General features: G+C 63.1%; 23 protein-coding genes. 15 read left to right on the forward strand and 8 right to left on the reverse strand.

Going from position 1 to position 26,481, the window contains the following annotated elements:
* Window positions 1-624 (forward strand): transporter substrate-binding protein (locus JQ575_RS40495; protein ID WP_212038752.1); only part of this gene is annotated, 624 nt, incomplete at its 5' end.
* Between the two features lie 183 nt (window positions 625-807).
* Window positions 808-1,419, forward strand: a complete 612-nt coding sequence (locus tag JQ575_RS40500; protein WP_212038753.1) for a DUF2147 domain-containing protein — start codon at window positions 808-810, stop codon at window positions 1,417-1,419.
* 21 nt (window positions 1,420-1,440) lie between these two features.
* On the opposite strand, the gene JQ575_RS40505 is transcribed toward JQ575_RS40500, so the two are convergent.
* Window positions 1,441-2,058, reverse strand: a complete 618-nt coding sequence (locus JQ575_RS40505; protein ID WP_312016113.1) for a helix-turn-helix domain-containing protein — start codon at window positions 2,056-2,058, stop codon at window positions 1,441-1,443.
* An 80-nt stretch (window positions 2,059-2,138) separates the two neighbouring features.
* Between JQ575_RS40505 and JQ575_RS40510 the strand changes: the two genes are divergently transcribed.
* Complete coding sequence (locus JQ575_RS40510) at window positions 2,139-3,308, forward strand: acetylhydrolase (protein WP_249167231.1); 1,170 nt, start codon at window positions 2,139-2,141, stop codon at window positions 3,306-3,308.
* Window positions 3,305-4,186 carry a DUF3313 domain-containing protein gene (locus tag JQ575_RS40515; protein WP_212038754.1) on the forward strand — a complete coding sequence of 294 codons (882 nt, stop codon included), beginning with the start codon at window positions 3,305-3,307 and terminating at the stop codon, window positions 4,184-4,186. Before JQ575_RS40510 ends, JQ575_RS40515 begins: the two co-directional genes overlap by 4 nt.
* On the opposite strand, the gene JQ575_RS40520 is transcribed toward JQ575_RS40515, so the two are convergent.
* Window positions 4,183-6,135, reverse strand: coding sequence for a hypothetical protein (locus JQ575_RS40520; RefSeq protein ID WP_212038755.1), 1,953 nt, complete (start codon window positions 6,133-6,135; stop codon window positions 4,183-4,185). The two genes, JQ575_RS40515 and JQ575_RS40520, sit on opposite strands and share 4 nt — an antisense overlap.
* Before the next feature lie 87 nt (window positions 6,136-6,222).
* The gene (locus JQ575_RS40525; RefSeq protein WP_212038756.1) at window positions 6,223-7,302 is read right to left on the reverse strand and encodes a YbhN family protein; all 1,080 of its coding nucleotides are present in this window, start codon (window positions 7,300-7,302) and stop codon (window positions 6,223-6,225) included.
* A gap of 993 nt (window positions 7,303-8,295) precedes the next feature.
* On the opposite strand from JQ575_RS40525, the gene JQ575_RS40530 reads away from it, so the two are divergent.
* Window positions 8,296-10,698, forward strand: coding sequence for an EAL domain-containing protein (locus JQ575_RS40530; RefSeq protein WP_212038757.1), 2,403 nt, complete (start codon window positions 8,296-8,298; stop codon window positions 10,696-10,698).
* A gap of 15 nt (window positions 10,699-10,713) precedes the next feature.
* On the opposite strand, the gene JQ575_RS40535 is transcribed toward JQ575_RS40530, so the two are convergent.
* Complete coding sequence (locus JQ575_RS40535; RefSeq protein ID WP_212038758.1) at window positions 10,714-11,148, reverse strand: hypothetical protein; 435 nt, start codon at window positions 11,146-11,148, stop codon at window positions 10,714-10,716.
* Between the two features lie 69 nt (window positions 11,149-11,217).
* On the opposite strand from JQ575_RS40535, the gene JQ575_RS40540 reads away from it, so the two are divergent.
* Together JQ575_RS40540 and JQ575_RS40545 are read left to right on the forward strand one after the other, a co-directional pair.
* Window positions 11,218-11,826, forward strand: coding sequence for a hypothetical protein (locus JQ575_RS40540; RefSeq protein ID WP_212038759.1), 609 nt, complete (start codon window positions 11,218-11,220; stop codon window positions 11,824-11,826).
* A 106-nt stretch (window positions 11,827-11,932) separates the two neighbouring features.
* The gene (locus JQ575_RS40545; protein WP_212038760.1) at window positions 11,933-12,520 is read left to right on the forward strand and encodes a YdcF family protein; all 588 of its coding nucleotides are present in this window, start codon (window positions 11,933-11,935) and stop codon (window positions 12,518-12,520) included.
* Between the two features lie 15 nt (window positions 12,521-12,535).
* On the opposite strand, the gene JQ575_RS40550 is transcribed toward JQ575_RS40545, so the two are convergent.
* The gene (locus JQ575_RS40550; protein ID WP_212038761.1) at window positions 12,536-13,879 is read right to left on the reverse strand and encodes a PLP-dependent aminotransferase family protein; all 1,344 of its coding nucleotides are present in this window, start codon (window positions 13,877-13,879) and stop codon (window positions 12,536-12,538) included.
* A 182-nt stretch (window positions 13,880-14,061) separates the two neighbouring features.
* Between JQ575_RS40550 and JQ575_RS40555 the strand changes: the two genes are divergently transcribed.
* Window positions 14,062-14,298, forward strand: a complete 237-nt coding sequence (locus JQ575_RS40555) for a DUF1127 domain-containing protein (RefSeq protein ID WP_212038762.1) — start codon at window positions 14,062-14,064, stop codon at window positions 14,296-14,298.
* A gap of 84 nt (window positions 14,299-14,382) precedes the next feature.
* On the opposite strand, the gene JQ575_RS40560 is transcribed toward JQ575_RS40555, so the two are convergent.
* Together JQ575_RS40560 and JQ575_RS40565 are read right to left on the reverse strand one after the other, a co-directional pair.
* Entirely contained in the window at window positions 14,383-14,808 is a 426-nt protein-coding gene (locus tag JQ575_RS40560; protein ID WP_212038763.1) for a universal stress protein, read from the reverse strand.
* 99 nt (window positions 14,809-14,907) lie between these two features.
* Entirely contained in the window at window positions 14,908-15,459 is a 552-nt protein-coding gene (locus JQ575_RS40565; protein WP_212038764.1) for a histidine phosphatase family protein, read from the reverse strand.
* A 95-nt stretch (window positions 15,460-15,554) separates the two neighbouring features.
* Between JQ575_RS40565 and JQ575_RS40570 the strand changes: the two genes are divergently transcribed.
* From JQ575_RS40570 to JQ575_RS40590, 5 genes are all read left to right on the forward strand, one after another.
* Window positions 15,555-17,048: an FAD-binding oxidoreductase gene (locus tag JQ575_RS40570; RefSeq protein ID WP_212038765.1), complete on the forward strand. Its 1,494-nt coding sequence runs from the start codon at window positions 15,555-15,557 to the stop codon at window positions 17,046-17,048.
* 65 nt (window positions 17,049-17,113) lie between these two features.
* The gene (gene msrB / locus JQ575_RS40575) at window positions 17,114-17,614 is read left to right on the forward strand and encodes a peptide-methionine (R)-S-oxide reductase MsrB (protein WP_212038766.1); all 501 of its coding nucleotides are present in this window, start codon (window positions 17,114-17,116) and stop codon (window positions 17,612-17,614) included.
* A gap of 201 nt (window positions 17,615-17,815) precedes the next feature.
* Complete coding sequence (locus JQ575_RS40580; protein WP_212038767.1) at window positions 17,816-19,666, forward strand: flagellar hook protein FlgE; 1,851 nt, start codon at window positions 17,816-17,818, stop codon at window positions 19,664-19,666.
* Between the two features lie 44 nt (window positions 19,667-19,710).
* Window positions 19,711-21,582, forward strand: coding sequence for a flagellar hook-associated protein FlgK (flgK, locus tag JQ575_RS40585; protein WP_212038768.1), 1,872 nt, complete (start codon window positions 19,711-19,713; stop codon window positions 21,580-21,582).
* Window positions 21,583-21,589: 7 nt separating this feature from the next.
* Entirely contained in the window at window positions 21,590-23,083 is a 1,494-nt protein-coding gene (locus JQ575_RS40590) for a flagellar biosynthesis protein FlgL (RefSeq protein WP_212038769.1), read from the forward strand.
* A gap of 84 nt (window positions 23,084-23,167) precedes the next feature.
* On the opposite strand, the gene flbT is transcribed toward JQ575_RS40590, so the two are convergent.
* A complete protein-coding gene (flbT, locus tag JQ575_RS40595) occupies window positions 23,168-23,605 on the reverse strand; it encodes a flagellar biosynthesis repressor FlbT (protein WP_212038770.1) in 438 nt (145 codons plus the stop codon).
* Between the two features lie 356 nt (window positions 23,606-23,961).
* On the opposite strand from flbT, the gene JQ575_RS40600 reads away from it, so the two are divergent.
* A complete protein-coding gene (locus tag JQ575_RS40600; RefSeq protein ID WP_212038771.1) occupies window positions 23,962-25,146 on the forward strand; it encodes a flagellin in 1,185 nt (394 codons plus the stop codon).
* A 193-nt stretch (window positions 25,147-25,339) separates the two neighbouring features.
* Window positions 25,340-26,481: hypothetical protein (locus JQ575_RS40605; protein WP_212038772.1), on the forward strand; the 1,142-nt coding region annotated here is incomplete at its 3' end.

Raw genomic sequence — 26,481 nt, forward strand, 5'->3', positions numbered from 1 at the left:
TCGGCCGGCAAGAAGACCGCTGTTGTCTCCACCATCAACGGCGACGCCAACGTTCCCTTCTACAAGGAGCTCGGCAATCAGGGCATCAAGGCGACCGACATTCCGGTTGTCGCGTTCTCGGTCGGTGAAGGCGAACTTGCCGGCATCGACACCAGGCCGCTGCTCGGCCATCTAGCTGCCTGGAACTACTTTCAGTCGATCAAGGATCCGGCCAACGAGAAGTTCATCAAGGCCTGGCAGGCCTACACCAAGAATCCGAAGCGTGTGACCAACGATCCGATCGAAGCGCACGTCATCGGTTTCGAAATGTGGGTCAAGGCGGTCGAGAAGGTGAAGTCGACCGACGCCGACAAGGTGATCGACGCGCTGCCCGGCATCGAAACTCCAAATCTGACCGGAGGTATCGCGAAGATGCTTCCGAACCATCACATCACCAAGCCGGTGTTCATTGGCGAAGTCAAAATCAATGGTCAGTTCGACGTGGTGTGGAAGGCCCCGGGCCTGGTGGCCGGCGATGCATGGTCGAACGAACTCGAGGGCTCCAGGGACCTGATTGGCGACTGGGTTGGCAAGAAATGCGGCAACTACAATACCAAGACCAGCAAGTGCGGCGGCGACCATTGAAGCCGGTTTGCGTATGGAGCCGATTTCCGGCTCTTGCCGGGGGGGCGATTCCAACAAAAACATGACCGAATGGCCCGCTGCGCGTTCGCCGCGGTCTCGCGATCGCCTCCAGGCACTGGAACCGTCCGCGAAATGGCCTTAGTCTGCGGCCATTCATCTTGTGAAATTAGTCAGGTGATGACGATGCGAAGTGCGCTTTCTGTGGTTCGACTGATATTGCCGATCGTGATGGGGCTTGCGCTCGTTTGCGAACTTGCTGCGCAAACGGCGGAGCCGTCAGCCGCCGGGCTGTGGCAAAAGGTCGAGAAGGGAAAGCCGGTCGGATGGTTTCTGGTGGTCGATCGCGACGGCATCTATGAAGGCGCGTTTGCCAAGCTTTTTCCTGAGCCAGGCGATGCTCCCAATCCGATCTGCTCAAAATGCACCGACGATCGAAAAGATCAGCCGTGGCTCGGGCTCTCCTTCATCCGCGACATGAAGCGAGACGGACTGAAATACGAGAACGGCAATGTGCTCGATCCGCGCGATGGCAAGATCTACAAGGCCAAGATGACGGTCAGTCCCGACGGACAGACTTTGACCATGCGCGGCTATCTCGGCTTCTCATTATTGGGCAAGGACGAAATCTGGACCCGGCTGCCGGACTCCTCGATCGCTTCGCTCGATCCGGCCATCATCGCGAAATATCTGCCAGCCCAGGCGGCGGCGATGAAGCAGCCTGCTCCGAAGGCGCCTGTCGCAAAGAAGACGACGGCGCCCGCGCCTGCACCTGTAGCGCCGGCCCCCGCGCGTTAAGCGGTGGCTGTTCGGCCGGCTTCAAATCTCCGACTTCAGGTCGGCGAAAGCCTCTTTGAGGTAAGCAGCGATAGGTCGCTTTCCCTGGTCGCGGTTCCAGTTGTCGATCGCAAGCCGTAGTGCTCCGATCGACATCATCGCGACGATGCGGAGCGCAGGCTGCCGCTTGGGCTGCGGCCACATCTGGCAGAGCGCGTCGAAAACCGCTTGTTCCTTCTCTACATATTTCGCCTGGTGTCGTATCCGAAGCGACTCGTTCGCGCACATCAGGCGTTCGATCACCCTGGTTTGCTTGTAGTCGGCCTGAAAGCGCAACGTCAGCTCCAGCAAGGCGCTCTTCACGGCGTTGAGGGGGGACTGTTTGGTCGATTGCTCCAGCAAGGCGGCCCGCAGGGTCTCGTTGAAACCGCCGTCCTGCCACGCCAGCAGAATCTCTTCCTTGGACTTGAAGTAGTAGAAGAACGTCCGCCGCGAGATCCCCGCGGCCTCCGCGATCGCGTCGAGCGTGGTGGCCTCGTAGCCGTGAGTCAGAAACAGCTTCAGGCCCTGTTCGGCGATGCGATGCAGCGTCTCGCGCCGCTTCCGCTCTCGCAGGCCTTCCTCCTTGGGGGACGCATTCTCCATGGCCTCTTGTGGCACGAATATATTTCCTTGCAAAATTACACTAAGTGCAATTACAATATTACACCCAGTGCGAATTGTGTTCAAGGTGAGGCAGCATGGACAGCTGGATTGGCGGCGGTGCATCGTTGCGGCGTATTCAGTCCGCTGCGGTTGGTCAGGACGGTACAACCGGGACGGCCTCGCGGTCCCGAAGGTCCGGCGAAGACGTGCCGGCCACCATCACGCGGCGGGGCCTCAGCGCCATGCTGCTCGCCGTCGCAATCACGGCCGCCGTTCCGGTCAATCGCGCGGCAGCGGAGGCCGTGGCGCCCCCTTTTCGCGTCGTTGATTTCGACTGGGTTGATCCGACGCGTTCGCGGACCATTCCCGCGCGCCTGCACTGGCCTGCGAATATCGCGCCGGGAGCGCGCGTGCCGCTCATTGTGTTCTCCCATGGGATGGGTGGCTCCCGCCGGGGATATAGCTATCTCGGCAAATATTGGGCCGCGCGCGGCGTTGCCAGCCTGCATGTTCAGCACGCGGGCAGCGACTCGTCGCTCTGGGTCGGCAATCCTCTTACCGTCGTCGACCGTTTGCAGCGGGCGGCTCACGAGAGCGAGGCGCTTGCCCGGGTCTGGGATTTGCGCTTCGCGCTGGACCGCGTGCTGCTCGGCGGCGTCGGCCCCTACGGTGCTCAGATCGACCGTCGGCGTATCGTGGCGGCTGGTCATTCGTATGGCGCGAACACGGCGCTTCTTGCCGTCGGCGCGCGCGTGATACGCGAAGGGCAGTGGGTCGAGGCCCGCGACCCGCGCTTTGCCGCGGCGATCGTGATCTCTGCGCCGCCGTTCTACGGTGAAACCGATCTGGCTTCGGTGCTGGGCAAAATCACGGTTCCGACCCTGCACGTGACCGCCACCAATGATGTCATCCAGATTCCCGGCTACTACTCGCCCGCAGGCGACCGGCTCGCGGTCTTCGACGCAATGGCCGCACCGCGCAAGCTGCTCGCCGTGTTCGAAGGCGGGTCGCACAGCATATTTACAGATCGCTCGTTCACGGGCGGTCCAGCGCTCAACCCGAAAGTGAAGGCCGCCACGGCGGAGCTCACGCTGGCATTTCTCGACATGGCCTTCGACGGCAACGGTACGGCGCTGACGCGTTGGAATGAGACATGGCAGCCTATTCTGGCGTCCACGCCCGGCACCCTGCTTTCGCCTGCTCCGATCGCCCGTTCCCGGCGACTGGTGCAGGGATCAACGATCGGCTTGCCGGCCACGCCATGAAATGGATCGTCGTCGCGGCGTTAGGCTGGATGGCCGGGGGCTGCACGGCCGTACAACTGGAACGGTCCGGTTCGCTAGCTTCCTACGACAACCTGACCCCGTCCGATGGGCTTCTGACCAAGTCGCAGGTTCGGGTCAGCAAAGCCGAAGTTCTCGCAGCCAAGACTCTGGGGATCGAGCCAACCGCACTCACGGCAGCCGCCGCGCGCGTGCCCTTCTCGGACGAGCAGCGCAGCCTGATCAAGAATGCGGTCAGCAGAGCCATGTGTCTTGCGCTGAGCGAACGCTTCCGGATCGTGGCACCGACGGAGACGGCGGATTTGAGCGTCCGTGCGGTGATCATCCATGTGGCGCCGACCGATGCGACGGCCGCCGGCGTCTCCAAGGTCGCGAGCGTCGTACCGTCCATCGTTGCTCCTGGCGTACCGATCCCTGTCCCGCGGCTTCCGATCGGGCTCGGGAGCCTCGCCGTAGAGGCCGAGGCCCGTGATCGTAGTGGCAGCCAAAAGGCGGCCATGATCTGGGCGCGTGGCGCGAATTCCTTTACCAGCCCACCGCGCGTTTCGAGCGACGGCGACGCCTATGATCTTGCTTCCGCCTTCGGAGACGATTTCGGGAAGTTACTGGTCACGGCCGAGAGTCCGTTCGGAAAGATTTCATCACCGCCATCGATCGCCAGCTTGAAGGCCTCCCTCGGCGGAGCGCCGAAGGAGGCGGCTTGTGAAACATTCGGGCGAGCGCCGGGACTGGTCGGCATGATCGGACAGAGGATTGGAGTGCCGCCGGATTGGACCGACCGAGGTACGCCGGCGAACGAGATCAACCCTGAACCTGCTCCGCGTGTTGACACGAGGGCAGTTTCTGCGCTCGAACGCTAACGCGTTCCCGGCAATATCGGGATCGGCGATACCGGCTGCGAAATCACTTCAGGCACGGCGGCATCCAGTTGCAGCACCGCGGCTGCGGCCGGCAGTGCCGCGTCCGCCATGGCGGCGTGGCCTTCGGCGGTGGGGTGCACGGCGCCGCCATACACCGCCGACAGAACCCCCCAGGTCGCGTCGTGGATGTCGGCAGGCTGCTGCGACGACGGCAAGCCCAGCGGATAGGTCATTGCCGCGAAGTAGCTGTCATTGGCGTCGCGGATCCAGCGCGCGCGCGGCAGATAGGCGCGATATTCGCCGGCGCTGCGGCCGCACAGCATTGGCTGGCTGGCGGCGGTGACGATATCAGGATCGAAGCTCTCGCCGCGGGCCGAGAAACATTGGCGATCGAATTCGGGATCGCTCTCCGCACGCGCGCAGAAACCGTGGTTCGCAAACGTCGCCTGATGCGCATCGACAAAGGTCATGCGGTCGGCGCGCGGGTTGCGGCACAGGATGCCGGATTGGCACAGCGCGAGCGCCTTGAGCTGCGGCAGGAATTCGCCCTCGACAAAGTTCGAGACGGCGGCCAGCCGCCGCGGCTCGGCGTTGAACGAGGGGTGAATGTCGAAGCCCGCCCGTCCGCCGGGGCAGGGCGCGCCGTTATTGGCCAGCGTCGGATTGGCGTAGGAGGTATAGACCACGCGCGACATATCGCCGACCAGCGGCTTTAACGCCTCGCGCAACTTGGCGAACCCTTGCGGGAGGTCGCGCATCAACGCGCCGCGTGCCTCCTCGACCGATGCCAGCACGCCGCTGCGCCGGAACAGGGCGCGCTCCGTCGCCGTGTCCACAATCACGTCGGCAACGAGCCCTGAAAAATAAATGTCGTTGGCGCCGACCGACAGCAGCACCAGATCGAGCTTGCGGTCGGGCTGGCGGCTCTTGGCCGCCGTAACAGCTTCGCGCAATTCAGCGAGCTGCGCGTTGACCGTGCCCCGGCAGCTGCCGGATTTCGACGGCGGGCAATCACGGCCACGCTGCGAGCCGAACAGGCCGTCGGCGATGGTGGCGCCGGTGCAGGCCAGCGGCAGATAAGTCACCGCGATATGCGGATATTGTACGGCGAGCGCCAATGCGGTCCGCGTCTGGTAGCTGTAGAGCGAGCGGTGGCAGGCTGCATTGAGCCAGAGCGCGCTCTGGCGCTGCCACACGGCCATCGTATCCGGCGCTTCACAGGCCCGTCCGCCCTTATAGCCGGCGCGGCTTGGACGGTAATATTGTGAGGCGGCCGACCCCAGATAGGAGCGGAAGCAAAAGCCTTCATCTGATAGCGCGATGGGCCGGTCCGGATTTCCTTCGCCGGAGGCGATGCTGTCGCCGAGGCCGGCGATGAAGATGTCGCGCACCGAGATCTCGGTGGCGACGCGCTGGCCGCCGTCCGAGCCGGCGGAGACGTCGACGCTGGCAACGGTGGTGCGGCCGTAGCGGACCCTGAAATTGACCGGCTCGGCGCAGTCGAAAGTGGACCCTTGCGGTCCGTCGCCATCGTCGAACGACCAGGCGCAGGTGGCGCCGACCGGAACCTGTCCCGTCAGGCGGACGGTGATGGGATGATCGACCGGCGTCAGATAGCTTTCCTTGACGTTGTCGCGGGTACAGGGCTCGTTGACGCGGCCGGCAAGATCGATGCAAAGCCGGTTCACGGTGTTGCGTGCCCAGCCGCGGCCGTCGCTTTGCAATCCCAGCGCCTGTTCCGCGGCCAGAACGCTGCGGCCGCGGCTGCTCTCGGCGTGCAGCTGAAAATCCCGTTCTTCCCGGAACAGGCGGAAGCGGTTGCGGACCTCCCAGGAAATCTGCATGGCGCCTTGGGCGATCTGTGCTTCCGCAGGGGGAGGCGATAGCGCCGCCAGCGCGCCGGCGAGCAGCGCGCCTGATACTATCGATCGAGGTAAAATTCCGGCCATGGCGCGTTTGACGTTAGCTGTAAGGCAGAAATAAGAGAACCCGACCCTCGTAGCCCAAAAGACTGAAGCAGGCAGATAACGTCGCTGTTACCGTTTCGCTCGCTTGAGCGGCTGCCTGACCGGGACCTCCGCCGTGCGGGGCTGTTCGTTCATCTGGCGGCTGGCCTGCGCGAGCCTGCGGCGTTCCTGCCAGGGCTGCACCACGCTGAGCCAGAGTTCGCGCGCGCCCATGATCCAGATCGAGATGCCGAAGGGAATCAGGAAATACAGGATCCGGAACACCACCAGCGTCGCCAGCAATTGCTCCTTGCCGAACTGCGGCAGCGCCACCAGCATCGCGGCGTCGAACACGCCGATGCTGCCCGGAGCATGGCTGGCGAAGCCGAGGAGCGTTGCGAGGATGAAGACCACTGCCAGCGAAACGAAATCGATATGGGGCTGCGTCGGCATCAACAGATACATCGCCAGCGCGCAGAACCCGAGATCGACCACGCCGATCATGACCTGCAGCAGCGTCAGCCGCGCCGAGGGCAGCACCACCTTCCAGCCGTTCTGGCCGAGTTCGCGACGGTTCTCGCCCATCACCAGCCAGAGGAAATAGGCCGCGATGCCGGCGAGGCAGCCGAGCGCGATCAGACGGTTCACCGATGGCGGCAGCAGGTCCATGGCCGTCGCCGCTTCGGGATGCCAGGCCATGCCCATGCCGAGCACGAACAGATTGCCAAGCCAGAAGGTCAGGCCCGAGAGGAAGCAGATCTTGGCGACATCGATCGCGGTCAGGCCGTAGTCGGAATAGATCCGGAAACGGATCGCGCCGCCGGTAAAGACGGTGGCGCCGATGTTGTGGCCGATGGTGTAGCTGGTGAAACTCGACAGCGCAGCGATGCGATAGGGGACGTGCGTCTTGCCGATGGTTCGCAGCGCAAAGAAATCATAGAAGGTCAGCGTGCAAAACGCGCCTACCACGCACAGGGCAGCCAGCGCGATGCGATGCGGCGCGATTTCCGTCAGGGCGGTCAGAATGATCGCGGTGTCGACGCCCTTCAGGGTGTGAACCAGATGGGTGACCGCAAGGATGATGATGAGGAGACTCGCAGCTATCCCTAGCCGTTTCCAGCCGATCTTCTCCTTGAAGCCACGCCCAAGCGTGGTCAGCAGCCGATGCATTCATCCTCCCGGCGGGATGGCAAAAGAAAACCTGTCAAAAGCGGCGACAGGGACGGTCAGACGCACCGTGCGCGAAGACACATAAGCCAAAATCGAACCGTTGTGCAGCCCTTGACAAGCCTAGCTTCTGCGTTCGTTCGGCAACCCTGTCATACGTCCTACATATGCGGCCGCGTTAACGATTGTGAGTCGCGGCCAGGCGTGTTCCCAACGCTCTCTTGGAAGCGCCGTTCCGCTGTTACCGGGGGCGCCCCGCGTAGATCGTCTTGAAGAGGGCCGCGGTTTCGCAATCCCAAGCCGAGGGACGGTTATTCGGAGGCATCACGACCATGAACGGCTTGTTCATCCCGAGTTGCGGACATCTAATATTACGCTGAGAGACAACTCGTGAAAGCGTCGCGGCCGAAGACGCCCGAGAACGCGGCCGAAAAGCAGCTTAAACGGGGCTTTTTGTGTCAGCTCGACGAAAAGGTGCTGCGGGGGGATCGATGGGCAGGCGGTCAATTGCCCGTCGATCGACGGCATCATCCAGAAGGCCGACGAAGTCGTGGGCGAGGTCGCGAGCCGTGCTGGATGCAACGCCGAGCCATATCGCCTACGCCGCTAGGCTTGAGGAGATCTCGCTATAGCCGTCCGGGTGTGGAAGCTGCCGCGCGACCACGCGCTGGCGGAGCCCACGGTTGGCCTGCAGGCCGCGAGCTGATTTGTCCGGGCCATTGAGGCAAAACGCCGCGCATGAAAATCGCGCGCGTTCTTGCGTCCGTGGCTGCGATTCTGGCCGGCGTGCTGCCGGTGCGGCTACTCACCACTTGGGAATCACTTCAGCGGTTCGCCGTTTCAGTCGATAGTGGAGATCACCGGGTAGTGGCGGGAACCCGCAACCGGCACGCGAGGACGCCAAGCATTTATTCACCATCGAAGCAACGAAACCGCGTCGGTTACCCCAAATGCACCATTAGCGTCGTCATTACAGGCCGATAGCAGAGGTCTGTGATGTATCAAGTTCTGAATTGCCTCGTCACCGAGCATGATTTGCGGCTGGCCGTTCTCGCCGGCATCATTTGCTGGCTGGCCAGCGCGGTTGCGATCAGCCTGTTTCATCGCGCCAGGGCGTCGCAGGGGCGAACCCGCGCGATCTGGGTCGGCCTTGATGCTGCGGTCGGCGGCTGCGGAATCTGGGCCACCCATTTCGTGGCGATGCTCGCCTACGATCCCGGGGCGGGGGCCGGATACAATATTCCGGTCACCCTGCTGTCGCTGATCTTTGCCGTGTCGATCGCCGCGGTCGGCCTCAGCGTTGCCCTGCTCAACGACCGCCGGTCGACGCTCGCGATGGGCGGCGCGATTGTTGGTGCTGGCGTCGCAGCGATGCACTACACCGGCATGATGGCGCTGGAGCTGCCGGCGCGTATCATCTGGTCGCCCGGCATCGTGCTGGCATCCGTCGTGTTCGGCGGCATGTTCGCCGGCCTGGCGCTCGTTATCGCCGCGCGCCGGGATGACCGGAAACATACCTTGGCCGCCACGGGCCTGCTGACGGTCGCGATCGTTTCCCACCATTTCACGGCGATGGGCGCCGTGACGCTCGTTGCCGATCCGACCCTCGTCACCGACGAATTGACGATCTCGCCGGGCGCGCTTTCCTTTCTGACCGCGGTGGCGGCGTTCGCCATTCTCGGCATATCGTTCGTGGCGGCGATGCTCGATCGCCGTTCAAGCAGCGAACTGCATCAGCAGAAGGTCCTGCTCGACTCGGCCATCACAAACATGTCGCAGGGACTTTGCATGTTCGATGCGGACGGCCGCATCATGCTGTTCAACCAGCGCTACAGCGAGATGATGGATCGGACCAATATGCCGCTGCAGGGCCGTCTGTTGGTCGACGTTCTGCAGGATCAGAAATCGATCGGAAAATGGGACGGCGATCCCGAAGAATTCTTCAACATTGTGGTGAACGCGGCGAAAGCCGGCGAGAGCCTGAGCCGGGTCGTCACCCGCAACGGACGTTCGATCCGCGTCGTCGATCAGCCGAAAGAGGGCGGCGGTTGGGTCGCGACCTTCGAGGATATCACTGAATGGCAGGCCGCCCAGGAGCAGATCACCCATATGGCGCGCCATGACGCACTCACCAATCTGCCGAACCGGACGCTGTTCCGCGAGCAGCTTGAGAAGGCGTTGCGCCTCGTCAAGCGCAGCGATCAGCTCGCGGTATTCTGCCTCGATCTCGATCATTTCAAGGAAATCAACGACTCGCTCGGTCATCCGGTCGGCGACGCGCTGCTGAGGGAAGTCGCCCGCCGGCTCGGCGAATGCGTCACCGAGCACGATACGGTTGCGCGACTTGGCGGCGACGAATTCGCGGTCGTGCAGTTCTGCAACGACTGCGATCCGTCGGCGGTGGCCTTGCTTGCCAGCCACATCGTCGAGAAGATCGGGGAGCCCTACGATATCGGGGGCCACCAGCTCGTCGTCGGCGTCAGCATCGGGATCTCGCTGGCGCCTGAGGACGGCAAGAACCCCGATGAACTGCTGAAGAAGGCCGATCTCGCGCTTTATCGCGCCAAGGCCGACGGTCGCGGCACCTATCGCTTCTTCGAGAGCGGAATGGATGCCCGCGCCCAGGCGCGGCGCATTCTGGAACTGGATTTGCGCGCGGCGCTGCAACGCGACGAGTTCGAGGTCTATTATCAACCGATCCGCGACGTCGCCACCGACAGCGTCGTCGCGTTCGAGGCCCTTGTACGCTGGAATCATTCACTGCGCGGCATGATCGCGCCGGCGAATTTCATTCCGTTGGCGGAGGAAACCGGCCTGATCATTCCGCTCGGCGATTGGGTGCTTCGGCAGGCCTGCGTTGACGCTGCAGGCTGGTCCGAGGATATCACCGTCGCCGTCAATCTTTCGCCGGTGCAGTTCAAGAATCCGAACCTGATCCTGTCCGTCAAGTCGGCGTTGCAGGCCGCCGGTCTTCCGGCACATCGCCTCGAACTGGAGATCACGGAATCGGTGCTGTTGCAGAACAGTGAGGCGACGCTGGCGGTTCTGCACGAGCTTCGCGGCTTTGGCGTCAGGATCTCGCTCGACGATTTCGGAACGGGCTATTCGTCGCTGAGCTATCTGCGCAGTTTCCCGTTCGACAAGATCAAGATCGACCGTTCGTTCGTCACTGAACTGGCCACGCGCGACGATTCCATGGCCATCGTCCGCGCCGTGACCGGATTGGGCAAGAGTCTCGGGATCGTCACCACGGCGGAGGGCGTCGAGACGGAGGCCCAGTTCGATCTGCTGCGCCGCGAAGGATGCACGCAGGCCCAGGGCTATCTGTTCAGCAAGCCGCGTCCCGCCGCCGAGGTGGCCGCGATGCTGTCGAAGCCGCGCGCGCGCATCGTTGCCTAGTTCGCGAGTTTGAAGTTACGCCCTGCGCAGCGCGAAATGCGCGCCGCAGAACGCCATCGCGGCGCCGAGGCATAACGCCGCAAGACCCGAAAGCACGCCCGAAATCGTCGGGATCGGGCTCGGCGCGGAGGCTGCCTGGCCGGCGCCTGCCAGGATCAGCACGCCCACCGCGATCAGAAATTGTCGCATCCGCTGCGGGATTCGGCCGGACACCGCACTGTGCATCAGATTGGCGGTGAAATAGCCGCTGCAAAAACCGACGCTCGCAATCAGCCACCACGCAATGGCCGCGCCCGCGGGCATGAATTCGCGGGTATCGGATCGCCACAGGCCGCCGAGATCGAGGCCGTAGCGCGCGCCGAGCATGTGAACGGCAAGCGCCAGCAGCACCCCGGATATCATTGCGCCGGCCAGAATCAGGCGTCGCGGAAAATAGGTCGTCTCGGCCATGGCCTGCTTGTAAGGTAAAGCCGGCTGGCCGCGCAAGCCGCGCGCTCAGCCGCTACCGGGATTTTTCAATTGCCAACCTCGCTACCGGACAGGACAGAGACATCGGCCGATAGCGCGCCCGAAACCCGCTACGTCTACAAGGCGTCGCTGATCGGATCGGCGCATGAATTCAAGCTGACCGATGCCGGCTTGTCCTGGCATATTTCGGGCAAGTCCGGTGTCTGGGCTTATGCCGACATCGCGGCGATCCGCCTCAGTTACAAGCCGTCGTCGATGCAGTCCCGCCGCTTCCGCGCCGACCTGCAGGGCAGGGATGGTGGACGCATCACCATTCTCTCGACCACCTGGCAAACCGTCTCGCTGATGGTGCCGCAGGATCGCGACTATCGTGCCTTCATCACCGAGTTGCATCGGCGCATGGCGAAGGCGGGCAGCAAGGCAGCGTTGATCGCCGGTATCGGACGGATCACCTACGCCGCGGCACTTGCGATGGTGACGTTACTCGGCATCGCGATGGCCGGACTTCTGGTGCGCGCGTTCGCGACCGGTGAATGGTACGGCGCGTTGTTTCTGGTTGGCTTCGTCGCGCTGTTCAGCTGGCAGATCGGCGGCTTCATCAAGCGTAATCGGCCGCGCAGTTACGACTTCGATCATCTGCCGGATGCGTTGCTGCCGTAGCTTTCGCAATCAAGCGCAATCAAATGTGACTTCGCGAAGCGCGCCGCTGCGGCATCGTGCCAATGCTTAACCCAGCGGGTTGGATGAGCATTGCCGCGAGCATGAAGTGACGGATCGAAGCACGCGATTGCCGACCGAGGCCGAGATCGCCGCCATCAATGCGCAGCATCTGATCAGCACGCCGCTGAAGCCGGCCGATCTGCTGTTCGTGTTCGGCACCCGTGTCGATGTCAGGGAGCGCGTCGATGAGGCCTTCAGGCTGTGGCGCGGCGGGTACTTTCGCTGCTCGATCGTCAGCGGGGGCATCACGCCGGGATCGGAACGCTCGGAATGTGAAATCATTGCCGATGCGATGATCGCGCGCGGCATCCCGCCCGGGCGGATCCTGCGGGAAGATCGCGCGATGAACACCGGCGAGAACGTGATCTTCTCGCTCCCGGTGATCGACGCCGCGCTGGGGCTTGCGCATGTTCGCAGCGTGATTTGCCTTGGTAATACCTGGACCGCGCGCCGCTATCCGATGACGCTGCACCGGCATTGGCCGGAAGTGGAGAAAATGCTGGTCACGGTCGACAGCTTCGTGACACCGCGGTCGCTCTGGCACACCGATCCCGAATTCAGGCGCCGCATGCTTTGTGAGTGGGACAAGATCGAGCCGTACAAGGCGAAAGGCTTCATCGCCGAGTGGCCGTGAGGTGAGGGGACCGGTCTATTCGGTCGATTCGAAATCTTCTTCGCTCGCGCGAAGCATTCCCGCCAGCGTCCGCAGCGCGGCATCGAGCTGGTCGACGGGCGGCGCGGCCAGCGCCAGCCTGATTGCGTTCGGCGCATGTCCGGGGCTCACCGCAAAGGTCGACGAGGGCGTCAACGCGATGTCCCGGCGGGCTGCGGCGGCGACGAAGGTCTGCGACCGCCAGTGGTGCGGCAGCGTCAGCCACAGATGGTAGGATTTCGGGTTGGCCTGCAGCTCGAAGCCGGCCAGCCGTTCGGCGGCAATGTGCTGACGCCGCTGCGCGTCGATGCGCTTGAGCCTGACGAGCTCGGACGCGGTGCCGTCGGCCATCATGCGCTGCGCGGCCGCGAAGGCGTATCCCGACGCCGTCCATCCGCCGGAACGAACCGATGCCATGATGCTCTCGCGCAAACGCTGTGGCGCGACGATGAAGCCGAGCGCAAGGCCAGGGGCTACTTTCTTGGAAAGGCTGTCGAGCACGATGCAGCGGTCCGGCGCCAGCGCGGCCAGCGGGATTTCGTCGTCGAGGAATCCATAGACCCGATCCTCGATGACGGTGAGGTCGAGTTTCTCGATGACGCGCACCAGTTCGGCGCGCCGCGCCGCCGGCATCGTCATGCCCAGCGGATTCTGAACCGTCGGCTGGATGTACAGCGCCGACAAATGCGCTTCGCGGTGGGCCTTCTGCACGGCGTCCGGCCGAACGCCCTGTTCGTCCATCGCCAGCGGCACCAGCGTCACTCCCAACCGGGCGGCGATGCCCTTGATGAAAGGATAGGTCAGGGCCTCCACGCCGCAACGGCCGCCGGCCGGTACGATCGCGGCCAAGGCGGCGGCGATGCATTGCCGGCCGTTGGCGGTGAAGACGATCTGCTCCGCGCGCGCCGACCAGCCGTTTTGGGAGAGGAAATCCGCCGCGATATTTCTTGCCGCTGGCGTGCCGGCGCTGGTGCCTTGCCGCAACGCGATTTCGAGGGCTTCCGGCCGCTCCAGTCCCTCAAGGCTTTTCGCAATCAGGGCCGATTGCGTCGGCAGCAGCGGATAATTGACTTCCAGATCGATGCGGGCGCCGCGCGGTTCGGTCAGCGTGGTGATCGCACGGGGCGCCTGTCCGGAAATGAACGTGCCGCGTCCGACTTCGCCGATCACCAGACCTCGCCGTAACAATTCCGTGTAGACGCGGCTCGCGGTGGAGACCGCGATCTTGCGCTCATAGGCGAAACTGCGCTGCGGCGGCAGGCGGTCGCCCGGTTTGAGCCCGCCATTGGCGATCTCGGAGGCAACGGCATCGGCAAGCCTGAGATATTCGAACTTTGACATAATTGCACCGAGAGCAATGTTTTACTTGCACCGAGGAATGTACCGGATCATTTTGAACCTATCAAGCCTGAGATTGCACTGAGGAGAGTGCAAACAATCAGACCCAAAGGCGCTGCCGCTGATTCCCAGCGATTGCGTCGGCGGCATCGCCTTGCCGCGTGAAAGCCAACTGGAGAAGACCAATGACCACGATGTCCCAAGCCGCAGCCCAGCCTGCAATTTCCCTTAGCTCGGGTGGATTTTTCCGCCGGCTCGGGATTTGGGCGCATGCAATCGTCGCGTATCTCGATCGCCGGGCGGCGGTCAAAGCGCTACGGCAGCTGGACGATCGTGAGCTCCGCGATATCGGAATAACCCGCAGCCACATCGAGCAGGCGGTTTGGGGTCACGTCGATCCGGAGCTCGGGCGGCTTCGGTAAGGGCCCGGTGCCTCGACCTGCACGATAACAACATGCGGCCCGGTCGATCGACCGGGTCGCAACGTGACCTTGTACCGCGCTCCGTCAGTGCCGGACCACCAGCACCGAGCATTTGGCGTAGCGCACCACATGGCCGGCATTGGAGCCGAGAAAATAGGTCCGCATCGCCGGCCGATGCGACGTCATCACGATCAAATCGGCCTTGATCGCCGCGGCCTCCTCCAGGATCTCGTGATAGATACCGCCTTGCCGCACCACGGCGGAAATGCGCGACGCATCGATGCCGGATTCCTGCGCCACGATCGCGAGCGCTTCTTCCGAGGTCAGGCGCTGCTGGGCGTCGAAATCGGCCGGCACATATTCCGCCAGCATCACCGGCGTCATCGGCATGACGTTGAGCAGCCGCACCGTGCCGTTCCAGGTCTGCGACAGCGTCGCCGCGGTAGCGATCGCGGGCTTGGCCAGATCGGTATCGGCGAGATCGAGCGGCACCAGAATGGATTTGAACATCCGCGCCTCCTGTCGGCGGCGACGAGCCTAGCATGAGGGCGACCGGATGTCCGCCCGGCCTACTTTGCATGGGCTTGTTTTCGCGATTTTATGTCTGGGCTAGTCGTCCGACGCCTGCTTCAGCAATTTCGGGCTGGTGAAGCGCACGAGTGTGCCGCCGCGAAACGCCACCTCGTTCCAGTCCTTGATCGCAAAGTCGAGGATCGCAAGGCCGCTGGTCGGCAGATTGTCGTTGAGGGCTTTCTTCGCGGCCGCATCGCCGCTGCCGGACAGCGCCAGCGCCAGTTCATACATGCCGGGATTGTGGCCGATCACCATCAACCGCTTTGGATCCGTGGCTTCGGCCATGCGGATGATCTGCAGGAGATGTGTTGGGTCGGCGCCGTAGAGTTCGGCCAGGAACTCGACCTGCGGCGGGACGAAATCCTTGGCCGCATCCTGCATCGCCTGCCGGACGATCTCCCAGGTCTGCAGCGTCCGCACCGCGGTTGAGACCAGAACCATGACGGGAACGGGGAGGTGCCGGCCGATCCAGCCACCGATGGCGGCGGCGTCCAGCCGGCCGCGGTCGTCGAGACGGCGGTCCTGGTCGTGCCCCGAGGGCGCGTCATGTTCGGTCTTGGCGTGACGCAGCAGCATCAAACGGCGCATGGGCAGCAATCTCGATTCGTTTCGGCCTGAATTAATCTACAGGCTCATGCCCAGGACAAGGTGACAAGCGCCGCAGCGGTCCGTAAGAAAACGCCATGGCAGAGACTTTCACAAGTGCGACCAACGGTCCGGACGACGACGCGCCGTTTCGCTCGCGCCTGTCGTTCGACCTCGATGTCGATATCTGCGTGGTCGGAGCAGGCCTCGCCGGCCTGACCGTGGCACTGGAAGCCGCGCGTCTTGGCGCCAGCGTTGCCGTGCTCGAGGGCCGGCACGTCGGCTGGAACGCCTCCGGCAACCAGCTCGGCACCGTCATGCCGGGCTATAGCCTTCCGATCGGCGAGTTGATCGAGCGCGTCGGCCTTGAGGACGCCCGCGAGCTCTGGGCGCTGTCGAAGCAGGGTGCCGATTACATTCGCGCCGTAGCGACCGAAGAGGCGATGCCGGGCATTGCGCTGACCGAGGGGGCGCTGGAAGTCTCCAATGTCGATGCCGGCGAAACGCTGATCAGCCGGCTGCAGACGCTGAGCGAGGATTTCGAGACCGAAGTCGAGGGCTGGCAGGTCGATCGGGTGCGCGATCAGCTCAAGACCGGGCACTATTTCCACGGCATCTATTACCCCAAGGCGTTTCAGGTCGACGGCCGCAAATATGTCCATGGTCTGGCGGCGCTCGCAAGGCGGGCAGGGGCGCGCATCTTCGAGGACACGCCCGTGGTCAGCATCGATCCTTCGGGCATTCGCAAGCGCATCGTGACGCCGTCGGCGCGGCTTCGCGCATCGCACATCGTGCTGGCCGGCAACATCCATCTCGGGGCGCCGTTGCGGCGGCTGTCGGAAACGCTGCTGCCGGTCTGGCGCTATGCCGCCGTGACCGAGCCGCTTGGCGCGCGGCTCACTGACGTCATTAGCTTTCAGGGGTCTGTGAGCGACAGCGACGGCATCGATCATTTCCGGATCGTGGAGGGCGACCGCCTGATGTGGGCCAGTCCGGAGACGACCTGGGACGCGCGGCCGCGGCGCTTCGGCGCGACCATCCAGCAGCGAATCTCCACCATTTTTCCAAAGCTCGGCAAGGTCGGAATATCCGATGTCTTCGGCGGCGCCGTCGGTGTGACCGTCCACGGCATGCCGCAGATCGGCCAGTTGCGGAAAGGATTGTGGGTCGCCTCCGGGTTCGGCCGCCAGGGGATGAACACCGCGGCGATGGCGGGGCAATTGGTGGCGCGCAGCATTCTGTGGGGTGACGAGCGCTGGCGGCTGTTTTCGCCGTTCGAACTGGTCTGGGCAGGCGGCACGACCGGGCGGGTCGCCGGTCACCTGATCGGCATGTGGGGGCGGGGAAGTTCAGCCGCCGCGGGCGCGCTGGCCCGTTATCGGGAAGGCATGCGCGCCAAGGAGCGGATTCGCGAGGCGCGGGTGGCCGAGGCCAGCCGGCAGGCCGGAACCAGGCCGCCGCTCCGTCGCCGTCCGCCGCCGGGTCCATCGCGGCCGGTCCGCCCGGAGCCGCCGTTGGAAGCCCCGGACGGTGCATTACCGCCGGTCGCCGCCTCGCAGGAAAGTGAGCGAATTCGGGACGGATCCGTGTAACTTCCGCACGTGCGCGCCGTATTTGATGGCGAACCACCTTGTTCCGCCTCGCACGGAGACATCAGATGATCGACCGCCGTATCCTGCTCGCATCCGTGGCCGGCCTGTTCGGCCTTGTCGCCTTCCGCTGGCTGCGCACAACGCCCGCGCAGGCTGCTGAGAAGTTCGAGATCGAAAAGACCGACGCCGAGTGGCGCGCGCAGCTGACGCCGCAGCAATATGAAATCCTGCGCAAGCACGGCACCGAGCGTCCGGGCTCGAGCCCGCTTCTGAAAGAGCACCGCAAGGGCATCTTTGCCTGTGCCGGTTGCGACCTGCCGCTGTTCGCCTCGGAGACGAAGTTCGAGAGCGGCACCGGCTGGCCGAGTTTCTACCAGCCGCTCGACAACGCGCTCGGCAAGACCGAGGATCGCACCTTGGGCATGCTGCGCACCGAGGTGCATTGCAGGCGCTGCGGCGGCCATCTCGGTCACGTCTTCAACGATGGACCGAAACCGACGGGCTTGCGCTACTGCATCGACGGATTTGGGATGGTGTTCCACCCGGCCATGGCGTCGGCGACCTGACCGATTCCACCTCTGCTGCCCGGCAATTGTTGCCCGCCCGGCAATTGTGCCCCGGTCCTTGGACCGGGGTTTTTCATTTAAGATATTGATATAAATATATTTTCTTTGTTGGCATAACGCTTGCGACGTCTTCCTTCGATTGCGGCCCTGAATTTTGGCAAACACCGGCACGCCGCCCGGATCGAAGTTGGAGACGATGTAATGGGTATCTTCGGCGCTCTCACCACGTCCGTCGCGGGCCTGCGGGCGAATTCCTACGCCCTAGAAAACATTTCCGGCAACATCGCGAACTCGCAAACGACCGCCTTCAAGCGGATCGACACCAGTTTCATGGATATCATTCCCGACACCGGTAGCACCGCGCAACTCGCGGGCAGCGTCACCGCCGGCTCGCGCAGCACCAACACCATCGCAGGGTCGGTGCAGTCGGCGGCGGTATCGACTTACATGGCGATCAACGGCGACGGCTTCTTTGCGGTGCAAAAGCCCGGCAGCATCTCCGACAACAACCCGGTGTTCGACGGCATCAATCGTTACACGCGGCGCGGTGACTTCTCGCTCGACAAGAACGGCTACCTCGTCAATGGCGCCGGCTACTATCTGGAAGGCGTGCCGATCGATCCGACCACGGGCAATCCGAGCGGCAGCGTGCCGCAGGTTCTGCGCTTCCAGAATGACTTTCTGCCGTCGCAGGCAACAACCAAGATCGACTACCGCGCCAACCTTGCGAGCTACCCGCTGACCAACAAGCACGACACCTCGGTGCCGGGATCGGAGTTGCTGCGGCCGGCCGACTTCATTTCAAATCCGAGAATCCTCGGGACCCCTGCGACCCCGTATTCCAATACGGCCGTGCTGGGTAACGCGCGGAACAACTATGAAACGATACCGCAGCCGATATCAGCAGGCACGTTGCTCACAAGCACGTCCGGCACCAACTCACTTCCTGCTGGATTTGCAAACGGCGATACGCTCGTGCTCAAGACCACCACCGGTGGCGTCACGACGACCAACACACTGTCCTTCTACACCGGTGCTGCGCCTGCTCCGGTAGCCGGCACCACTTTCATCGACCTTGCCACCGCGACAGTTGGAGGCCTGCTGACCACGATCGATGGCCTCACGGGCGGTGCGCCTGCTTCGAGCGTCTCCGCTGCAGGGGCCATCACGCTGAATACCGGTACCACGAACGACTTTACCCTTGCGGCCGGTGCGTCGGCATCGGCTGTATCGGCATTCCAGGCGCTCGGCTTCACGGGCACCGTCACGGGGCTTCGCGGTGGCGGCGGCACGGCCGGTACCGGCATCGTGATCGGCAGCGACAATAAGGCGTTTCTCGACGAGTCGATCAGCGGCGGCACCAGCACCGCCTACGACGGCAACGGCGCTCCAGTCGCCTTGCAATTCAGATGGGCCAAAGTGGAATCGGCCACACAGGGCGCAACGGACACCTGGAACTTGTTCTATCAGGTCAATCCCGGCGCCACCGGCAACACCGTCTCCTGGCAAAACGTCGGCACCGATTTCAAGTTCGGCACCAACGGCCAGATGCAGCCGGTTGTCGGCCAGATTACATTGACCGGTTTGACGGTCGCCGGCACCAGCCTCGGCAATGTCACAATGGCCTTCGGCACCGGTGGTCTCACGCAATTCGCTGATACCAACGGTAATGCTCAGGTGAACCAGTTGCAGCAGGACGGCTACGCGGCCGGTCAACTGCAGAGCGTATCGGTCAGCAACGAAGGCCGCGTCGTCGGCAGCTACTCCAATGGCCGCAACATCGATCTGGCGGAGGTCAGCGTGGCGACCTTCAACGGCGCCGACTTCCTGAAGCGTATCGATGGCGGTGCGTTCGAGGTCACCAACGAATCCGGTGAAGCCCTCTACGGCAAGGGTGGCAACATTTCCGGCTCGTCGCTGGAATCGTCCAACACCGACATCGCCGACGAGTTCACCAAGCTGATCGTGACGCAGCAGGCCTACTCGGCCAACACCAAGGTGATCACGACGGCGAACACGATGGTCCAGGATCTTCTGAACGTGATGCGATAGTCCACGCAGTATTCCGTGGCGGTTTCCGAGAGCGGTAGTTTGTCATGAGTCTCAGCGACGCACTCTCCATTGCGATGTCCGGCCTGCGCACCAATCAGGCCGCGATGTCACTGGTGTCGTCGAATGTCGCCAACGCGGAAACGCCCGGCTACGTTCGCAAGACACTGAATCAGGTCGCGACCGATGCCGGGGCCTTTGGCAGCAACGTCCGGAGCGTTGGCGTCAACCGCGAGCTGGATCAGTATATCCAGGCACAGCTACGCACGGAAACCTCCGGCGCCGGCTATACCTCGCTGCGATCCAACTTTCTGCAGCAACTGCAGAGCCTCTACGGCAACCCGGGTTCGGTCGGCACGCTCGAAGATGCGTTCAACAAGCTGACCACGGCGGTACAGGCGCTGTCGACCAGCGCCGACAGCCAGTCGGCGCGGATCGGCGTCGTCAACGCGGCGAACGTGCTGGCGAGCCAGCTCAATTCGATGACGCAGGGCATTCAGACGCTGCGCGGCGCAGCCGAAAACGGCATCAGCGATTCCGTCAACACCGCCAACAACCTGATGTCGCAGATCGCGACCATCAACAACCAGCTATCGGCCAATCCGCTCGGCGGCACTTCGACCGACGCATCGACGGCGGCATTGCTCGACCAGCGCGATCAGTACATCACGCAATTGTCCGAACTGATGGACATTCGCGTCACCACCAACGGCGCCAACCAGATTACGGTCTTCACCACCTCCGGCGTGGAGCTCGTGGGCAACCAGGCCGCCAGACTTTCATTCAATGCGCAGGGCACGGTCACCCCCAACACGCAGTGGAACACCGACCCGTCGAAAAGCAACCTCGGCTCGGTCGTCATCTCCTATACCAATGGCGGATCGATTGATCTAACTGCCTCGGGCGGCATCAGGTCGGGTAAGATCGCCGCCTATACGGAGTTGCGCGACAAGTCGCTGGTCGAGGCGCAGAACCAGCTCGACCAGTTCGCGGCATCGCTGTCCAGTGCGCTGTCGGACAAGACCACCGCGGGCACCGCGGTGACGTCAGGCCCGCAGTCGGGATTTGATTTGAATGTTGCCGACCTGAAGGCCGGCAACGTCATCCATGTCACCTACACCGACACCGCGACCAATACGCAGCGCCAGATATCGATTATGCGCGTCGACAACGCCAGCGTGCTGCCGCTGCCGAACAGTGCGACCGTCGATCCCAACGACCGGGTGGTCGGTATCGATTTTTCGGGAGGCATAGCCTCCGTCGTTGCTCAACTGAACACGGCGCTGGGCGGATCGGACCTGCAGTTCTCCGGCTCGGGCTCCACGCTGACGGTGCTGAACAGCGCCGGCAACTCCACGGTCAACGCAGCTTCGGTCACCACGACGCAAATCAACCTGACCAACGGCAGCGCCGAGCTCTCGCTGTTCACTGACAGCGGCTCGCCCTACACCGGCGCGATCGGTGCGACGGGTTCGCAGATCACGGGCTTCGCGGGACGTCTCACCGTCAACAACGGGTTGGTCGCGGATCCCTCTAAGCTCGTGCTCTACAGCGCCTCGACGGCCGCGGGCGACACCACGCGTTCCGATTTCATTCTGTCGCAGCTGACCACGGCAAAGTTTCAATATTCGCCGGCATCGGGCGTCGGCAGCGCCAGCGCGCCGTTCAAGGGCACGCTGCTGAGCTACATGCAACAGTTCACCAGCTCGCAGGGCGCGGCCGCCGACGCGGCGGCGCAACTCGCCGGCGGACAGGATGTGGTGCTCAACACGCTGCAGGAAAAGATGTCGTCGACCTCGGGCGTCAACATCGACGAGGAGATGGCGCATCTGCTGTCGCTGCAAAACTCCTATTCGGCCAATGCGCGTGTGATGTCGACCGTGAACGAAATGTACAAGACCCTGATGCAGGCGATTTGAGGTAGTCATGACCATTAGCGGCGTCAGCGGACGGACATCCTACATCGGCTCAGGCATCCTTGATCTGCGCAGCCAGCTCGACGCGCTGACTCAGCAGTTGGCGAGCGGCAAGATCTCCAACACCTATGCGGGGCAGGGCAGTGGCCGCAGCCTCGCTATCGGCTTGCGCTCGCAGCTCAGCGGCCTGGCCGGCTATGCCGATACCGCGGTAAACCTGAACACGCGCATCAGCGTCGCCAACCTGTCGCTGCAGCGGCTTGTCGACGTCGGCTCGTCGGTAAAGGGCGCCGCGGTCAGTGCGGTCAGCGAGATCGACAACACCGGCCAGACCGCGGGACAGAAAACCGCATCGCTCGGGTTCCTTGATTCCGTCGATATGCTCAATGCCAAGTCCGGCGATCGCTACCTGTTCTCCGGCCGTGCCACCGACACGCCGCCGGTGACTCCGGCCGACGTAATCATGAACGGCAACGGCGCCCAGGCCGGGCTCAAGCAATTGATCCTGGAGCGCAAGCAGGCTGATGTCGGCACTAGCGGCCTCGGCCGCGTCGTGTTGACGGCGCCGTCGGTGACATCAGTGCAGATCGCCGAGGACGCTTCACCGTCCGAGTTCGGCCTCAAGCTCAATGCGATCACTTCGACGCTGACAGGCGCGACGATCACCCAGCCGACCGGCACGCCGGCGGCGATGTCGGTTGATCTGGGTGCCACCAACCCGGCTGAAGGCGAATCGGTCAAGTTCACCTTCAATCTGCCGGATGGCACCACCGAGGACATCACTTTGACGGCCTCGACGGCGACGCCGCTGCCGGCCAACACCTTCGCCATCGGTGCCAACCCGGCCGCGACGGCTGCCAATCTCAACGCCGCCCTCAATACCTCGATCGGCAAGCTCGCCAATGGGCCGCTGGTGGCGGCATCAGCGGTGACGGCTGGCGACAATTTCTTCGACCAACCGCCGATGCGCGTCGGCACCACACCGTTCGGCGCGGCGACCACACTGGTGGCGGGCACGCCGGCGAACACTGTCAGTTGGTACCAGGGCGAAACCGGCACCGATTCCGCGCGCGGTACCGCCGTCGCGCAGATCGATCAATCGATCACGGTGCAATACGGCGCCCGCGCCGACGAACAGGCGTTGCGCTCGCAACTGCAGACCGTCGCGGTTTTTGCCGCGGTGACGACGTCGGTGACCGATCCCAATGCCAACGCGCAGATCGCTGCGCTGAACCAGCGCATTGCCCGGAATCTCGCGGACGTGCCGGGGACGCAGTCGATCCAGGACATCCAGGCCGACTTCGCCGGCGCCGGGGCGTCAATCAAGGCGGCCACCGATCGCCAGGCCCAGACCAAGGCGATCACGCAGACGATGCTGGATTCGATCGAGGGCATCAACGACGACGAGGTCGCGACCAAGATTCTCGCACTGCAGACCAGTCTGCAGGCCTCGTACCAAACCACAGCGATGCTCTACCAGACCTCGCTGACCAAATATCTCTGATGATCGCCGGCTGATAGCTCCTCCGACACGCAAAAAGGCCTCCTTGCGGAGGCCTTTTGTCGTTGTGATATTGTCCGGTGCCGATCAGGCCGACTTGCGATCGGCTTCGCTGCCGGAGTTAGCCGCCCGCAGGTTTCTCGCGTCGGCGATCAGCTCTTCTTCGTGGCCGATCAGCTTCTTTGATTCCTTCAGGGCGTGGTACAGGTCGCCGTTCAGGATGTTATTGTTGATGCCTTCGATGAAAGGCCACGCGCTCGGCATGGTGCTCAGGATGTCCCGCACCAGGCTGAAATAGATCGGGTGATGCGCCATCGGATCCGGCGACAGATACATCAGTTGCACCGAGAGATAGATCAGCTTGGCCGGCGTATCGGCGGTCTCGGGCGTCAGGATGTCTTTCTCGCGCAGGATCGGGATCCTGTCGCCGTCGATCAACAGGCGCGCGCGCTGGTCGGTGTTGGTCACCACGCAGGCGCCGATGATGATCCGCTCGTTCGGCTTGAGTTCAACCTTCAAGGCCATGCCTGTTCTCCGTCGCCGTTTTTGAAAGCGCAGTCATTGAAGAGGGAAAGCGTGCCGCCAGCTACGCGCTGGCGCTCCTCCAGGCGATTCAAACGCAATCCTTTCCCATTATAGTTAACCATTGGTGAACGAGGCCAACCGGCTGCTTTTTCGTCTGTCGCCCAATGTGCAGCAATATCAATGGTTTTTCGAGGTAAGGCGCGTCAATGAAGGCAATTTGTTCCTTTTTTGCGCGGGAGGAGTCCAGTTTCGATTCATTTCTCTTTAGGGGGCTTCGCTCCAGTTTGGCCTCACCCGATCGAAAAAGATTGGGACAACGACTGTTCCTCGATTTTCACACCAGAAAGGTATGAAACATGTCCATCGTTCTCTCTGCCTCGGTTCGTCAGAACCTGCTCTCGCTCCAGTCCACCGCCGACCTGCTGTCGACCACCCAGAATCGCCTTGCGACTGGCAACAAGGTCAACTCGGCGCTCGACAACCCGACCAACTTCTTCACCGCGCAGGGCCTCAACAACCGCGCCAGCGACATCAACAACCTGCTCGACAGCATTGGCAACGGCGTGCAGGTTCTGCAGGCCGCCAACACCGGCATCACCTCGCTGCAGAAGCTGGTCGATACCGCGAAGTCGATCGCCAACCAGGTGCTGCAGGCCCCGGCCGGTTATTCGACCAAATCCAGCGTCACCAGCGGCGCGAACGCCGGGGGAACGGCAGCCAACCTGCTAGGCGCAACGCTCGTGCAGGGCGACGTCCTGACGATCGCAGCGACCGGCGGCGGCACGGCGTCGAGCATCACGTTCGGTACCGGTGGCGCCGAAGTTGACACGCTGACCGAACTCAACGCGGCTCTCGCACCCAACAACCTGCAGGCTTCGGTTAACGACACCACCGGCGCGATCACGATCACGACGACCAACGATAAGGCTTCGGCCACCGTCGGCGCGCTCGGTGGCACCGCGATTGGTGCGGGCAAGGCATTCCTGCCCGCTTCGACGACCGTGGTCGCGGCGGTTGCCGACTCGGCTTCGCAGACCATTCGCGCGAGCCTGGTGAAGCAGTACAATGACATCATCACCCAGGTCACGACGACATCGCAGGATGCGTCGTTCAACGGCATCAACCTGCTGAACGGTGACGATCTCAAGCTGACCTTCAACGAAACCGGCAAGTCCACCCTGAACATCAAGGGCGTGACCTTCAACGCAGCGGGCCTCGGCCTCGCTTCGCTGACCTCGGGCACGGACTTCCTGGACAATTCGTCCGCGAACGCCGCACTCACCAAGCTCAGCGCCGCCAGCACCACGCTTCGTACTCAGGCGTCGTCACTCGGTTCGAACCTGTCGGTCGTGCAGATCCGCCAGGACTTCAACAAGAACCTGATCAACGTGCTGCAGACCGGCTCGTCCAACCTGACGCTGGCCGATACCAACGAGGAAGCGGCCAACAGCCAGGCGCTGTCGACCCGCCAGTCGATCGCGGTGTCCGCGCTGGCGCTCGCCAACCAGTCGCAGCAGAGCGTGCTCCAGCTCCTGCGCTGATTTCGACGACTTCTCAAGATCAAGCGGCGGGGGAAACCCCGCCGCTTTTTTGTTTTCCAGGGCCGAAACGGGGCGAAAAAGCGCTGCGCGCCCTCCGGTAAGGAAGCGTTAATCACATCGCTTAAGCCGGCGTTTACCTTAATTTAAAGGAAGCTGACTAGAACTGAGGACATAAACTAGGAAAGTTTGACACATGTCCGTTGTTCTTTCGGCCTCGGTTCGCCAGAACCTGCTCTCGCTTCAGTCGACCGCGGACCTGCTCGCCACCACGCAGAACCGCCTCTCGTCCGGCAAGAAGGTCAATACGGCGCTCGACAATCCTACCAACTATTTCACTGCCGCGGGGCTCGATAACCGCGCCAGCGACATCAACAACCTGCTCGATGGCATTGGCAATGGCGTACAGGTGCTGCAGGCCGCCAACACTGGCCTCACCTCGTTGCAGAAGCTGGTCGATACCGCGAAGTCGATCGCCAACCAGGTGCTGCAGACGACCGCCGGCTATTCTCCCAAATCCAGCGTCACCAGCGGCGCGAACGCCGGGGGAACCTCAGCCAACCTGCTGGGCGCCACGCTTGCGCAGGGCGACGTCCTGACGATCGCAGCGACCGGCGGCGGCACGGCGTCGAGCATCACGTTCGGTACCGGCGCGGCGGAAGTTGATACGCTGAACGAACTCAACGCGGCTCTGGCACCCAACAATCTGCAGGCTTCGGTTGACGACTCCACCGGCAAGATCACGATCACAACGATCAACGACGCGGCTTCGGCCACCGTCGGCGCGCTCGCCGGCACCGCGACCGGTGCGGGCAAGGCATTCCTGCCGGCTTCGGTGGTCACGGTCGCACCGGTCGCCGATGCGGCTTCGCAGACCATTCGCTCCAACCTGGTGGTCCAGTACAACAACATCATCGCCCAGATCACGACGACAGCGCAGGATGCCTCGTTCAATGGCATCAACCTGCTGAACGGTGACGATCTCAAGCTAACCTTCAACGAGACCGGCAAGTCCATATTGAACATCAAGGGCGTGACATTTGGCGCGGCGGGCCTTGGCCTTGCTTCGCTGGTCGCGGGCACCGACTTCCTGGACAATGCCTCGGCCAAGGCGACGATTGCCAAGATAAGCAATGCGTCGGACATGTTGCGGACGCAGGCCTCTTCACTCGGTTCCAACCTGTCGGTCGTGCAGATCCGCCAGGACTTCAACAAGAACCTGATTAACGTATTGCAAAACGGCTCGGCCAACCTGACGCTGGCCGATACCAACGAGGAAGCGGCCAACAGCCAGGCGCTGTCGACCCGCCAGTCGATCGCGGTGTCCGCGCTGGCGCT

Origin of the sequence: Bradyrhizobium sp. JYMT SZCCT0428 (genome assembly GCF_018131075.1) — a bacterium.
Taxonomy (GTDB): Bacteria; Pseudomonadota; Alphaproteobacteria; order Rhizobiales; family Xanthobacteraceae; genus Bradyrhizobium.

Coding starts and splice junctions, on each gene's coding strand:
- JQ575_RS40560 (WP_212038763.1), bottom strand. CDS start 14,808: ATGTTCAAATCCATTCTGGTGCCGCTCGATCTCGCCGATACCGATCTG.
- JQ575_RS40565 (WP_212038764.1), bottom strand. CDS start 15,459: ATGCGCCGTTTGATGCTGCTGCGTCACGCCAAGACCGAACATGACGCG.
- JQ575_RS40590 (WP_212038769.1), top strand. CDS start 21,590: ATGACCATTAGCGGCGTCAGCGGACGGACATCCTACATCGGCTCAGGC.
- JQ575_RS40525 (WP_212038756.1), bottom strand. CDS start 7,302: ATGCATCGGCTGCTGACCACGCTTGGGCGTGGCTTCAAGGAGAAGATC.
- JQ575_RS40515 (WP_212038754.1), top strand. CDS start 3,305: ATGAAATGGATCGTCGTCGCGGCGTTAGGCTGGATGGCCGGGGGCTGC.
- JQ575_RS40600 (WP_212038771.1), top strand. CDS start 23,962: ATGTCCATCGTTCTCTCTGCCTCGGTTCGTCAGAACCTGCTCTCGCTC.
- JQ575_RS40580 (WP_212038767.1), top strand. CDS start 17,816: ATGGGTATCTTCGGCGCTCTCACCACGTCCGTCGCGGGCCTGCGGGCG.
- JQ575_RS40520 (WP_212038755.1), bottom strand. CDS start 6,135: ATGGCCGGAATTTTACCTCGATCGATAGTATCAGGCGCGCTGCTCGCC.
- JQ575_RS40530 (WP_212038757.1), top strand. CDS start 8,296: ATGTATCAAGTTCTGAATTGCCTCGTCACCGAGCATGATTTGCGGCTG.
- JQ575_RS40570 (WP_212038765.1), top strand. CDS start 15,555: ATGGCAGAGACTTTCACAAGTGCGACCAACGGTCCGGACGACGACGCG.
- JQ575_RS40555 (WP_212038762.1), top strand. CDS start 14,062: ATGACCACGATGTCCCAAGCCGCAGCCCAGCCTGCAATTTCCCTTAGC.
- flbT (WP_212038770.1), bottom strand. CDS start 23,605: ATGGCCTTGAAGGTTGAACTCAAGCCGAACGAGCGGATCATCATCGGC.
- JQ575_RS40500 (WP_212038753.1), top strand. CDS start 808: ATGCGAAGTGCGCTTTCTGTGGTTCGACTGATATTGCCGATCGTGATG.
- JQ575_RS40535 (WP_212038758.1), bottom strand. CDS start 11,148: ATGGCCGAGACGACCTATTTTCCGCGACGCCTGATTCTGGCCGGCGCA.
- JQ575_RS40550 (WP_212038761.1), bottom strand. CDS start 13,879: ATGTCAAAGTTCGAATATCTCAGGCTTGCCGATGCCGTTGCCTCCGAG.
- JQ575_RS40510 (WP_249167231.1), top strand. CDS start 2,139: ATGGACAGCTGGATTGGCGGCGGTGCATCGTTGCGGCGTATTCAGTCC.
- flgK (WP_212038768.1), top strand. CDS start 19,711: ATGAGTCTCAGCGACGCACTCTCCATTGCGATGTCCGGCCTGCGCACC.
- msrB (WP_212038766.1), top strand. CDS start 17,114: ATGATCGACCGCCGTATCCTGCTCGCATCCGTGGCCGGCCTGTTCGGC.